Source organism: Lacibacterium aquatile, from assembly GCF_042683105.1.
In the GTDB taxonomy this organism is placed as follows: Bacteria; Pseudomonadota; Alphaproteobacteria; order Elsterales; family Elsteraceae; genus Lacibacterium; species Lacibacterium aquatile.
Genome location: NZ_JBHUIP010000005.1, coordinates 70,436 through 83,279, shown reverse-complemented (window position 1 = coordinate 83,279; position 12,844 = coordinate 70,436). Strand labels below are relative to the sequence as shown.

Annotated in this window: 10 protein-coding genes; 9 read left to right on the top strand and 1 reads right to left on the bottom strand. The window is 59.6% G+C overall.

Going from position 1 to position 12,844, the window contains the following annotated elements:
• Window positions 1-8 precede the first annotated feature (8 nt).
• Window positions 9-539 (bottom strand): hypothetical protein, encoded by a 531-nt coding sequence (locus ACFSM5_RS07400; protein WP_379875674.1) that lies wholly within the window; start codon window positions 537-539, stop codon window positions 9-11.
• Window positions 540-828: 289 nt separating this feature from the next.
• Here ACFSM5_RS07400 and ACFSM5_RS07395 point away from each other — a divergent pair, with 289 nt between their 5' ends.
• The 9 genes from ACFSM5_RS07395 (at window position 829) to ACFSM5_RS07355 (ending at window position 12,410) form a co-directional block, all read left to right on the top strand.
• Complete coding sequence (locus tag ACFSM5_RS07395; RefSeq protein ID WP_379875673.1) at window positions 829-1,278, top strand: hypothetical protein; 450 nt, start codon at window positions 829-831, stop codon at window positions 1,276-1,278.
• Window positions 1,279-1,291: 13 nt separating this feature from the next.
• Window positions 1,292-3,484 carry an O-linked N-acetylglucosamine transferase, SPINDLY family protein gene (locus ACFSM5_RS07390; protein WP_379875672.1) on the top strand — a complete coding sequence of 731 codons (2,193 nt, stop codon included), beginning with the start codon at window positions 1,292-1,294 and terminating at the stop codon, window positions 3,482-3,484.
• Window positions 3,485-3,543: 59 nt separating this feature from the next.
• On the top strand, window positions 3,544-4,236 hold the full coding sequence (locus ACFSM5_RS07385) for a hypothetical protein (protein WP_379875671.1): 693 nt from the start codon (window positions 3,544-3,546) through the stop codon (window positions 4,234-4,236).
• Window positions 4,237-4,243: 7 nt separating this feature from the next.
• Window positions 4,244-5,377, top strand: a complete 1,134-nt coding sequence (locus ACFSM5_RS07380; RefSeq protein ID WP_379875670.1) for an O-fucosyltransferase family protein — start codon at window positions 4,244-4,246, stop codon at window positions 5,375-5,377.
• Between the two features lie 173 nt (window positions 5,378-5,550).
• On the top strand, window positions 5,551-7,128 hold the full coding sequence (locus ACFSM5_RS07375) for a flagellar hook-length control protein FliK (protein ID WP_379875669.1): 1,578 nt from the start codon (window positions 5,551-5,553) through the stop codon (window positions 7,126-7,128).
• A 22-nt stretch (window positions 7,129-7,150) separates the two neighbouring features.
• Window positions 7,151-8,104 (top strand): FlgD immunoglobulin-like domain containing protein, encoded by a 954-nt coding sequence (locus ACFSM5_RS07370; protein WP_379875667.1) that lies wholly within the window; start codon window positions 7,151-7,153, stop codon window positions 8,102-8,104.
• Between the two features lie 28 nt (window positions 8,105-8,132).
• A complete protein-coding gene (locus tag ACFSM5_RS07365; protein WP_379875666.1) occupies window positions 8,133-10,064 on the top strand; it encodes a flagellar hook protein FlgE in 1,932 nt (643 codons plus the stop codon).
• Window positions 10,065-10,104: 40 nt separating this feature from the next.
• Window positions 10,105-11,364 (top strand): flagellar hook protein FlgE, encoded by a 1,260-nt coding sequence (locus tag ACFSM5_RS07360; protein WP_379875665.1) that lies wholly within the window; start codon window positions 10,105-10,107, stop codon window positions 11,362-11,364.
• Between the two features lie 215 nt (window positions 11,365-11,579).
• Window positions 11,580-12,410, top strand: coding sequence for a flagellin (locus ACFSM5_RS07355; RefSeq protein WP_379875664.1), 831 nt, complete (start codon window positions 11,580-11,582; stop codon window positions 12,408-12,410).
• Window positions 12,411-12,844 lie beyond the last annotated feature (434 nt).

Here is a 12,844-nt window from a genome sequence, read left to right as displayed (position 1 = left end):
CCCGCGCGTCAGATGCTGACCGTCTGGCCGACGATCGAAACGCCGGACGGCGGCGCGGGCGGGGCGCCATTGCGGGTGTAGAGGTCGGGCGAGTCGCCGGTAACCGAGAAGATGCGGACCAGGGTTTCCAGCGTCTGCTTATTGGCACTGTGGGCACGCCAGAGGGCGGCTTCGTTACGCTCGAGGGTCTCATCCAGATCGATTAGAACGCCGTGCAGCAGCGACAGGCCGTCGCGCTCTAATTGGTCGTTCTCGTCGAGTTGCGAGGGCGGGCGGCCATTGAGCCAGTCCATGCGGGTACGCATCTCGGGCCAGAGTCCCGAGAGCTCCTGGATCAAAGGCAGGAGCAGCCGCTTGGCTTCCGCCACCTCGGCAATCTGTTCCCAGCTCTGCGCCTCAACGGCCTGGGTCTCGATTTCCGTCAGCTCGATCAGCAGGTCGACCTGCTCGACAAAGGCGACGATATCGATCCCCAGTTCATCGATCGAGCGCGGCTCTGGTACCGAATGCGCCGATGTGTAGCCCGTGACCTGTTGCATACCCTCTATACCCTCGCTTCATCGCCGGACCCGTCCCGGTCGGGGCGGACGGCAAACATGATTAGGCGAATAAGATCCTGCAAGACCAATGCCAAGGGAACTTTCCTTGAAAAACAGCGATTTGTGGAGCGATGTCGCCGCAGCTTGGCAGATATTGCCGGGTCAGGGGAACAGATTTTCCCAGCTCCCCGGCAGGAACGCCGTGTGGACCGATTGGGGTCGTTCCGATACACTCGCGTTACTAGTTAAAGGCGTGCGCGCACACTAATAAGATTGGACCCCGTCGGGTATGAGTGAAGTCTGGACCGAACTTCTGGACGAACTGGACGAGCTGCACGAGCAGATTCTCGACTTGAGCGAGTTGACCGCCGAGCAGGCCGCAGCGGTCGAGCAGGGTGACATGGAAGCCGTTGCCGAGATCGAGCGTATCAAGGAGCGTGTTCTGCCAGGACTGCATCGCGCCAATACTTTGCTGCGGGCAATTCTGCGCGACCGGCCGACTTTTGAAGAACTTGAAGATCTTGGCGTGGTCGAAGTGCTGGTGGCGCTTCAGGGGTTGAGCGGGGAGGCGCAGACCCTCGAGCAGACGGTTGCAGCCTCCTACCATGTTAAGCAGTTCAAGATCCGTAATTTCCTGAAAGCTCTGCGTAAGGCGAGCTTGCAGATGACCCGCTATACCCAAAGCGGAGCCGTCGTCACGGTCGATACATCCCGGCCAGACGAACACAACGATATTTGAAGATGGCGAGTTGATGACCACACACCAGGATCCTGCCGTTGCCCTGTTCCAGATCGCGCAGCTTCACCATCGGGCCGGCCAACTTGATCAGGCCGTTGATGCCTATGAGACTCTGCTAGGGATCAATCCGGATAATCCGGATGCTCTGCAGTATCTGGGGCTAATCCATCTTCAGCGCGAACAGCCCGAGGAGGCCGAAGGGCTGTTCCTGCGGGCGCTTGAACTTGCGCCCAACGATCCGACGGTCCGTTATCACTGGGCATTGTGCCTGGAACGTCTGGGGCGGGCTAAGGGCGTCTATGAGGTCCTGAACGGCATTATCAAGGATACGCCGCTCTATATCGAGGCACATCGCAAGAAAGCCCTGATGCTGCTGGCCTTCAAGATCCCGCATGAGGCGCTGGAGGCTGCGCAGGATGCCTTAAAGCTTTTCCCGGACGACTTCGATCTGCATGTCCTGCTGATCGAGGCCTATAATCTGACCGGGCAGATCGACAGTGCGATGTCGGCCGCGCGTGAGGCACTAGAGCGCTGGCCCGATGATCGTCGCCTGCTGCTGGCTTACACCGACAGCGTGATCGTGCTGGAACAGTTCGACCAGGCCATCCCCAAATTGCAGGCGGCCTGGCAACGGTATCCGGACGATATCGAGATTGCCCTGCAGTATTGCCGGCTGCTCGATGGTAAGCGTCAGTTCCCGATGATGCTCGAGGTTCTCAAGCCCTGGATCGACAAGGAGGACATGGGGTACGAGCCGGTGGTGCTCTATCTCTATGCCCGAGCGCTCGAAGGGGCCGGGCGGGCCGCCGAAGCGATTGAGAGCCTGGAGCGGGCAGCCGAAGCCTCGCCGGAAAATCCGTCCCTGCGTAACTCCTTGGGGGCGCTGTTGGTTGAAACGGGCGATTTTGCCCGCGGGTCCGAGCACATGCGCGAGGCATCGATTGCCGCCAAGGAACCGATCCTTTACAGCAACTACCTCTTCACCTCGCAATATGATCCGTCCTTGACCGCGCTTGATCTGCGCGCCCGTCATGAAGGCTTCCATCAGGTCGTCGCCAATTACGATCCGGACTTGAAGCGCGAGTTCGCCAATGTCCCAGATCCGAACCGTAAGATCCGTATCGGCCTTGTGACGGCCGATCTTGCTCATCATCCGGTCGGCTTCTTCACCTTATCCTGGCTCGCGCGGCATAATCGCGACCGGTTCGAGGTGTTCGCTTATTCCGGTCGTCGCCGGGAAGATCATATCACAAAGGAAATCCGGTACGCGGCCGACCACTGGATCCGGACCGACCGTATGCTTCAGATGGAACTCTGTCAGCGCATCCTGGATGACAAGATCGATATTGCCTTCGATTTGTCCGGGCACACGGCAGGTAACCGTTTGGAGGTTCTGGCTTTGCGTCCGGCGCCGGTGCAGGCGACATGGGCAGGTTATGTCGGGACAACCGGCATGGCCGAAATGGATTGGATCATCGCTGACCGTTACCATATCCCTCCCGAATTGGAGCACACCCATCGAGAACGCATCATGCGTATGCCCGATGGTTATATTTGCTACGAGCCCAATCCGCGCTCGCCAACGGTTGGTCCGCTGCCTGCACTCGGCAATGGGTATGTGACCTTCGGCAGCTTCAATAACGTCCGCAAGCTCAGCGCAGCCTGCGTTGCCCTGTTTGCACGGGTGTTGAAGGCCGTGCCAGATTCCAAGCTGTTCCTGAAATACAAAGGCATGGCGTCGGATGTGAACATAAAGCGCCTCGGCGCCGCTTTCGAGGCGCACGGCATCTCCCGCGACCGGCTGATTCTGGAAGAGGGAGGGTCGCCCATGGATATGTTGTTCGGCTATCACAAGGTCGATATCTGCCTCGACACCATGCCCTATTCTGGCGGTCTTACGACCTGTGAGGCTTTGTGGATGGGGACGCCGGTCATAACCTTGCCGGGGGATCGTTTCTGCAGTCGTCATTCCTACAGCCATCTCTCTAACGCCGGGGCGAGCGAATGTATCGCATCGAGCGAAGAGGAATATGTCGCCATCGCCAAGGGCTTTGCCGACGATCTAGAGCGGCTCGCCAACTTCCGCTACGGCATTCGGGAACGTATGGCGGCATCGCCGCTCTGCGATCCGGATCGGTTCGCCGAGAATTTCGAACAGGCACTGATCAAGATGTGGCATGACTGGTGCGCCAAGCAGGCTGCCTGAACAGCCGAAATAAAGAGGCCAAGGCGGCTGCCTAACGGCCGAAATAAAGAGGACTGACCATGGGTATTGTGAATTTTGGCGCTCCAACCGCGCTGATCGAACGTCTGCAGCAGCGCGTGGGCTTCGAAGTCTTCTTCGAAACCGGTACTTTCCGGGGCCAGACCACTATTTGGGCGGCCGACAGGTTTCCCCGCGTGATTACCGTCGAGCTTTCGGAAAGCTGCTATAATCAGTCGATTGCGAACATCGGCGACCGCCCGACCGTAACGGCATTGCTGGGCGATTCACGTGGCGTGATGGAAGAACTGGTCGACACTCTGCCGCCGACGCTGTTCTGGCTCGATGCGCACTACTGCACGTTCGATACCGCTGGCGAATTCGATCAGTGCCCGCTCATCAAGGAACTGGAACTGATCGCTCCTTATGCCGATCAGCATTTCATCCTGATCGACGATGCCCGGCTGTTCCTCGATTTCCCGCTGCCGCCCAACGATTACAAGCAATGGCCGGATATGGGCGAGATCATGCGGGCAATTTCGACTCACCACCCGATGAGCGTCTATATCAATGACGACGTGATGTATATCTTCGCCACCTCCAAGCGCGACCTGATGGCCGAGGTGCTATGCGAGCATATTCTCTCGAAGCCCGAGGCGCAGTGGCAGGAGGAAGCGAACCGAGTTACTGGCTTCAACATTCGCCAAAACCAGTTCGTGCAGCAGCACATCACCAGTCAGAAGACAAACGGTTAGTCCTGCGATGAACCAGGTGGGTTGGGATGTACTGGCGGCCAGCATCGAACGGCTGCCGGCGGGAGAGATCATCGACAGTTTCGATGTGGCTAAGGCTGCTGCGGCGCGGGGAGCGTCGGCAATTCTTGTGCCGCACGGCTTCGATGGTGGACGTCGGCGTCTGCCGGAATTGGCCCTGTTCGACCGCGAGCTGTTCGACCTTGGCTATATCCGCTTGAAGCCGGAATTTGCCGAGGCTGCAGGTGCTGAGGCCGGGCAGGGGACGCTTTATGTCCGATCCGACCTGCTGGTGCGTCTCGATTGGCTTGCCAACCCGCCTGAAGATGCGGTGGTCCAGATTTCCTACTTTCGGAATCTTGGGCGGTTTGCGAACCGCATGTTCATGTATTCGAATCTAATTCTCTATCGTCTGCGCAGTTGCTGCCGGGTGGAAATTCCCGCCTGGGAAGAGGCGGAACTGTTCCCGGTCGCTTTACCCGCGCCCTCAGAGGTCTTACCCCAGCAGACCTTCGCGCCGTTCCATGGGAGCGAGCGACATCTGCTGCATCTCGACGATCCCATGATCGGGGTGGATTTCTTTGCCTACTTCCAGGAACTGACCAGCCAGCATACCCGGCATAAGGCTTTTATACGGCGCCTGCTGACCCCCAGCGGTTATTACACCGGGGCGATCAACGAGTGGCTGGCGGAGGAAGTTCCGGCAGGATCGACCCTGGTGGCTCTGCATGTGCGCCGGGGGGACTATCTGAACTACGGCGATTCGCCCTGGTTCCGTGCCATCCCGGTCGAATGGTACCTGGAATGGCTGCCGGGCGTTCTGTCCACTATCGAAAAGCCGGTGCTCTATGTGGCGACCGACGATCCTGAGAATATTCCGCCGCGCTTTGCGGAGTATAATCCGTTGATCGCGCCGGTAACCCAGTTGGTGGAGCCTGCCTTCTCGTTCCTGGTTGATTTCCATGTGATGCGCCGTGCCAAGGTGCTCGCCATGTGCAACAGCTCTTTCTCGCGCATGGGGGCCTTGCTGGGCGACGACGATAAGGAAGTCTATATTCCGAACTGCCCTGAAAAGCGTTTCGAGCGATATGATCCCTGGGCCGACCGGGCTTTCTGGGATCGATTCGGCCCAGGGGTGGCGTGAGGGTAAGACGCCGAAGGCAAAACTTGCCGCTCGGTCGAAGTGATGGTTAACGAGTGCCGCCCCAATGAAGGGGCGGCATTTTTGTTTCCCTATAATTCATTGATTTAATTTGAAAAATATCCTGGCATGGATTCTGCTTAAGTGTGGGTGGCTTCCAACATCCGAGTATCGTCATGCCTGTTTCTGGTTTCGATCCGCTAGTTTTGACTGCCCCCGCGACGCCGCCTGCGGCGCGCGATGCCGGGCCTGTCGCCTCGGATGCGAATACTGCTGATAAGGGTCAGTTCAACAAGCTGATCGATGAGATCAATAAGACCGAAAAGAAGCCCGAGAACGATCCGGCGGCCGAAGGTGCCGAGGCTGGCAAGGCTGCTGTGGAGAAGCCGGAAGAGGCTAAGACCCAGGCTGCCGAGCCTGTGGTTGTTCCGGCGCCGACACCCGTTCCGCCTCCGGTGGTTGCCCCGGTCGCAGTGGCTGTCGCAGCAGAAGAAGCCGTTGTGGTTCCGCCGGTTGCAGACGCGGTTGTGCCTCCTGCGGTGAATGCGGAGGGGGATGTTGCTTCTGCGCTGTTCGGCGATGGTGAGATGAGCCTTCCGGCCCTCACCCTGGCTGGCGGTGTCCAGACTTCTGAAGCTCAGCAGGATATGGCTAGTGCTCTGGCCGCTGTCGTCGAAGCAGAGCCGCAGGATCAGGTTCAAGCGCAGGTGCAGGCCCCGATTGCCGCCGCTGCTGCGCCCAAGCATAAGGCCGATACTCAGGCTGCTACCGATCAGGCGGCCCTTGATGCTCAAATCGCCGCTACGGCCGCTGATGCCGCCGCGCAGGCTGAAGGCTCGGCTCCCCAGGTAAAGCAGGCTGCCGCCGGTGCGGCGAAGGCTGATGCGCCTGCCGTGATCGTTCAGACCCAGCAGGCAGCCCTAGCCCAGTCGGGCACCGTGCCGCCCGTGACCTCGACGGCTGGTCTGATGGCCGGTGTCGTCGTCGAAGAAGAGGCTGCCGACGCTCCTGCCGCCGATGCCGGAAATGCACTGGTCGGCGAGGGCGATGCTCCTGTCAATCCGTTGCATGTGGCCGCAAGTGGCGAAGGCGAGAAGCTCCAGGCCGCTCCGCAGCCGGTGCGTGCACGTCCGGCTGAAAAAGAACGCGGCGATATTGGCCCGGCAGATTTTTCCGCTCCGGCTGCGGTCAGCGTGAATGTTGCCGAGTTGGCGGCAGAAACGGCTGTCACCAAGGCCGCGGATGTGACGGTTGTCGAGATCGTTCACCGATCCAGCGCCGAGGCGACCAACGCCGCTCAGGCTGGGGCGGAACGTCCGACCGTGCGTCTGATGCCGGTGCTGGAACAGGTCCGTATCGGCCTGGCCCGCGCGGTCGATAACGGCGCGCCGTCCAAGCTTTCCCTGGAATTGATGCCCAAGAACCTCGGCCGCGTGACCATCGAGGTCGAAGCGACGAAGGATGGGCAGCTGAAAGCCAGCATTCAGGCCGAAAATCCGACGGCTCTTGAAGTATTACGTAAAGACGCGCCGCAACTGGAACGGTCTTTGCAAGAGGCTGGATATAAGATGGATCACCAGTCGCTTAGCTTCTCCCTTCGGGATCATGGGCAAGGCGGCAAGGGTGAAGGAAATGGTCAGGGTAGGGGCGATCGCGCCAATCCTGAAAATATCCTGAGCCCGGTGGTCGAGGATGAAGCCCCCGTTGCCCGGCGCTCCCGCGCCAGCATGGGGCGAGTTGACGTAACGATCTGACGGCGAGCCGAAGGAAAAGAAAATGGATGTCGCAGCTCTGAATGCTCTAAGTGGTTCGACCGGCGGTAAAACTGCCGAGTCCGCCGCTTCGATCGCCAAGACCTTCGATAACTTCCTGACGCTGCTCACGACGCAGCTGAAGAACCAGGATCCGCTTTCCCCGATGGAAAGCGCGGAGTTCACCAATCAGCTGGTGCTCTTCAGCCAGGTCGAACAACAGATCAACATGAACTCCAAGTTGGATGACATGCTGGCCTTCCAGAAGTCGAACGAGCTGCTCTCTGCTGCAAGCTACCTCGACAAGGAAGTCGAAGCTTCCTCGACCATGCTGAGCCTAAATGCCCCGGCAGAATTTACCTACACTCTGCCCTCGGCCGCCAAGACCATGAACGTCAAGATCGTCGATGGTTCGGGCACCGAGATCCGCAGCCTGGATGTTGCCGCCGGCGATAAGACCAAGGGCGAGCATACGATGACCTGGAACGGTCGTAACAATGCCGGCGTGCTGATGCCTGTTGGATCGTACAAGCTTCAGATCACTGCTGCCGACGAAAGCTCGACCGCGATCAGCGTCGATGTGCCGACCGACAGAGTGCAACTGATCGAGCCGAGCAATCCGCGCTTTGCCTATGCCTTCAGCGAAGCGCCCTTCAAGGCCGAGATCAAGATCCTCGACAAGGATGGCGTTGCGATCCGTACCATGACCGGTGATCCGTCAACCGGTCGCCATGAACTGACCTGGGATGGCAAGGATGCCTCCGGGAACCGCGTCGCCGCCGGTGAATACAAGGTCCAGATCAAGGCCTTCACCGAAGCCGGTGCCGAAGCGAAGAACACCAGCGGTGAAGCCATCGAAGCCGCGATTTCCACAGTTAACCGAGTGCGCGACGTCAGCAATTCGTCTGATGGCGCCCTGCTCAAGATCGGCCGCGAGACATACGTTACGCTGGCCGATGTCATTGCAATTCGCGGCTGATTGCCCAGCCTGAGTTAGGAGAACCAAGATGAGCGTTTACGGTGCACTCTACTCTGCGGTGTCTGGCCTCAAGGCTCAGTCCACCAGCATGGGCATCATTTCCGACAATATCTCGAATGCGAACACTGTCGGTTACAAGGGCAATTCGGCCGCCTTCTCGACCCTCGTGACGGCTCCGCCCTCGCGCGGTTCCTACTCGCCGGGCGGCGTGCTGGCCACGACCGTGCAGAACATCGACCGCCAGGGCCTGCTGCAGGCTTCGGCCTCGGGTACCGATCTGGCGATCACCGGCCGCGGCTTCTTCGCAACCGCCGCCGCCATCGATGCCGACGGCCGTCCGCCCTTGGGCGTTGAGCGTCTCTATACCCGTGCCGGTTCGTTCACCATCGACAAGTCGGGCAATCTGACCAACACCGCCGGTGGCTATCTGCTGGGTGTGCCGGTCGATACCGGTGTGGATCCCGCGACCGTCGCACTGCTGCCGACCGCTGAACTGCGTGCGATCAACGTCGGCTCGATCACCGGCTCGGCCCGTGGCACCTCCACCATCTCGCTGGGCGCCAACCTGCCTGCGACCGACCTCGTGTCCCCGACCGGCGCTGCTACCGTTACCGGCGGCGTCTATGAATTCACGATGGATACCGATAAGCAGGCTGCCGGTGTCGTCGAAGACACGCAGGCGATCTCGATCACCCTGCAGAACGGCGATGTCTATACGGCGAACATCCTGACCCGTAACACGGCAACGGGTTATGAAGCCGTCATCGCCAACATCACCGCGACCGGTACCGCTCCGGCTTATACCGGTCCGGCCGAAGTGGCGCTGGGCACGTTCACCCCGCAGGACGGTATCGCCACGAACTTCGACTTCTCGGCAACGGTGCAGTTCGCCGGCGGCGTCGGCAGCGTGCAGTTCGCCGGTTCGCACGAAGGTGTGATCGTCGCTGGTGCCGGTGTTCCGGCCGCGACCTACGTCGAAACCACCGCGCCGACCGTGGCGAACAACCTCGTTACCGGCATCCGCATGTCGAACTCGACCGGCACCGCCGCTTCGAACTCGACGAATGCGCGCCTCGATCTGTCCAGCACCACTGGTGGTCTGCAGGCGGCTCGCAGCACCTCAGTTCTGATCTATGATACCCTGGGCGTCGCTCACAATGTCGAGCTGGCCTTCGTCAAGACCTCGGCCAACAACTGGGACGTCTTCATCACCAAGATGACGATTGCCGGTAAGGTCGGTTCGGATGGTCTGCCGGTCGACTCGATCAGCGGCACCAGCACCAACAGCTTTGTGAATGCTGACGGTACGCTGAAGACCGATACCACCGCGCTGGGCAGCGTCGCCGGCACCGGCCTTAGCGCCCGCCTTGGCAGCCTGGGCTTCACGACCGATGGTTCCTTCTCGAACTTCACGATGGATGGCGACTCGATCCTCAATCCCGCCAGCGCCACCGCTGGTGTTCCGCTGAACGGCCTGGGCTCGACCGGTGCTGCTAACTTCAACCCGGACATCAGCTTCGGTATCGCCGGGACCAAGTCGGGTGTGACCCAGAACTCCGATGACTTCGCGGTTGCCTTCGTCAACCAGGACGGCATCAAGTTCGGTTATCGCACCGGCGTCGTGATCGACGAGTTCGGCGTGGTCCGTGCAGTGTTCGACAATGGTCAGCGCCTGGCTGTCGCCAAGATCCCGCTGGTCAACTTCGCCAACATGAACGCCCTTCAGGCCCGTACCGGCAACGTTTATGCCGAAACGGACGACAGCGGCTCGGCGACCACCAACTTCGCCTACCAGGGCGGCGTCGGTTCGATCACCCCGAACGCGGTTGAAGGCTCGACCGTCGATCTGGCCGAAGAGTTCTCGGACATGATCGTCACTCAGCGTACCTACAGCGCCAACGCGCGCACGATTACGACTTCGGATGAAATGCTCGCCGAAGTTATCAATCTGAAGCGCTAACCCGTTGAACTTGTAGTCGATACGTGCGAAAGGTTTAGAGATGAGCTTGAACGGCACCCTTATTACCGGCGTGACAGGCATGACTGCCCAGTCATTTGCCATGGGCGTGGTGTCGAACAACATCGCGAACGCCGGTACTGTCGGCTACAAGGACAGCGTCAATCGCTTTGCTACCCTCGTCGCCAACAACCCGGCCGGCCCCAGCGGCTATGGTTGGGGTGGCGTCGAGGCGCGGGCACAGCTGCGCAGCGACGCACAGGGCCTGCTGATCTCGGCCCAGCGGTCGACCGACATGGCGGTGCAGGGGCGGGGCTTCTTTGCCGTCGCTCCCCGCACAGATGTCACCACCACGGGGCTTTCGGGCACGGCGGAGCGGCTTTTGACCCGCGCCGGCGATTTCGTGACCGACAAGGACGGCTTCCTGGTGAATTCGGCAGGCATGACCTTGCTGGGGGTCATGGGCGCAGCGGCGAGTGGCAATGGGGCAGGGTATGACTCCCTGCAGCCCCTGCGGATTGATCTCTCGCGGACCCTGCCGCCGACATCGACGACGACCATGAACATGGGGGCTAACCTGCCTGCGAATGCCGCAGTGGGTGATACCTTCGATCTGACCGGCCCGGCATATTCTGCCGAAGGCGGCAGCTATGGCCTGCGATACACTTTCACCAAGACCGCTGCAAATTCCTGGACCGTTCAGTTGGCTGGTGTTTCGCAGAATGGGTCGCCGGTGACGGGCGCGACCGTGACCAGCACGCCGGTTGCCGTCACTTTCAATGACGAAGGCCAGGTGACTTCGCCGGTTCCGCCGGCAGCGGTTACTCCGGGTACCGCGACTTTGCCGGGTACCGGTGGGGTCCTGTCTCCGGCCGTAACCTTGAACATGACTCAGTTGGGTCAGGCTTTTGCTCCGTATAACACCTCGAGCAATGGCCACCCCGAACTGCAGCCGACCGGTGTCGCGCTGGGTGAGGATGGCGTGCTGCGTCAGACCTTCCAGGGTGGCTATACCGATGTGATCGGCCGTGTGCCGTTGGTCAATGTGATCAACCCGACCGGTCTTGAAGCTGTGACTGGGACGACTTTCTCCGTGACCGATGCGTCTGGCGCGGCCGTTGTCACCAATCCTGAAGAGAATGGCGCCGGACTTTTGAAGTCCGAAGCCCTGGAGTATTCGACGGTCGAACTGGCTGAAGAATTCTCGAACATGATCGTGATCCAGAGTTCGTATAACGCGAACTCCAAGATCATCACTACTGCGGACAGCATGTATGCCACTTTGGCAGGGCTGGCTCGCTGAGTTCTAAGCCTTCTTTAGAATGAAGAAGGTGTTCGTCCATAAAGACCCGCGTGTCCGAAGCGAAACTCCAGTGTAAGACAAGTAATACGCTGGGATAAGTCAAGAGAACCGGGATTTTTATTTGACGAACTTAAAGCGCTACGTTAACTTATGTTGTCTGAGTTGCGTTAGAGACCAAACCGTCCCAAAGCGGACGTCGCTAATTGGAGGCAAGAATGGCCATTTCGGTTAATACCAACCTGTCGGCGCTTACCGCCGCTCGTATTCTGACGAACACCAACGATTCTCTCGATAAGACGCAGAAGCGCGTTTCGTCGGGTTTCACCATCGCCGACGCATTCGACAATGGCGCGATCTATGCGATCGCCCAGAATGTTCGCTCTGACCTTTCGGGCATTTCGGCCGTCAATGGCCAGCTCGGTGGTGGTCTGGGTGCGATCCAGGTCGCAAATACTGCCGTGAACAGCATCTCGAACAAGATGGCTGACATGCGCAAGACCCTGACCCAGCTGGCCGACGGTAACGTCGCTGGCGACACCCGCACCCAGCTCGAACTGCAGTATTCCGAACAGATGCAGTCGCTGGTGAACTTCGCCCATGCTGCCGACTATAACGGTACCAACCTGGTCAGCAACGGCACCAACTACTCGATCATCCGCGATGCTCTGGGCAACCAGCTGGCGATCACCGCCGTTGCGACCCAGGTCGTTGCAGCCTTCTCGGCCCTGTCGATCGCCGTCACCGGCGGTTTCACGTCGGCCGCTTCGATGCTGAACCAGACCCTGTCGTTCGCGACTGCCGAATCGAACATCGGCACAGCGCTGAACCGCATCGGCGTCCTGAACATGCGTCTGAGCGATCAGATCCGCTACAACGAAGGCATCGAAGATGCGTTCAAGGCTGGTCTGTCCTCGCTGATCGATGCCGACCTGACCGTTGAATCGGCCACCCTGACCTCGTTGCAGATTAAGCAGCAGCTGTCGTCGCAGTCGCTGTCGATCGCCAACCAGCGTCCGCAGATCCTGCTCAGCCTCTTTGGCGGCTAAGGATCTGGTCCCGGCGGGGCAAGCGCGCTAAAAGCGCGCGCCTCCCGCCGGAGCGGTTATTCAGGCCTACTGTCTCTATTGGGTGAAGTAGTTTCGACGTGCGGTAGAATACGGTGCAGTCGAAGAGCGCTTTGTCGATATCGCAGTTCCTTCCGGACCCTGCTGAGAAAACCCGCCCACAATGGGCGGGTTTTTTTATTTAACGCTTTGTAATCTCTATTCTGCAGATTCTTACAGGTTCAAAGGATTCTTCCATGAATCCTGTTGACGCATCCATACCCTAAAGGCATAGTCGGAAGGCTACATGAAGTAGCAAGTCTTATCGCAAGTATGCAATTGACTGGAGGCAAGAATGCCCATTTCCGTTAATACCAACCTGTCGGCAATGACCGCTGCCCGCATCCTGACCAACACCGGCGACCAGCTGGACAAGA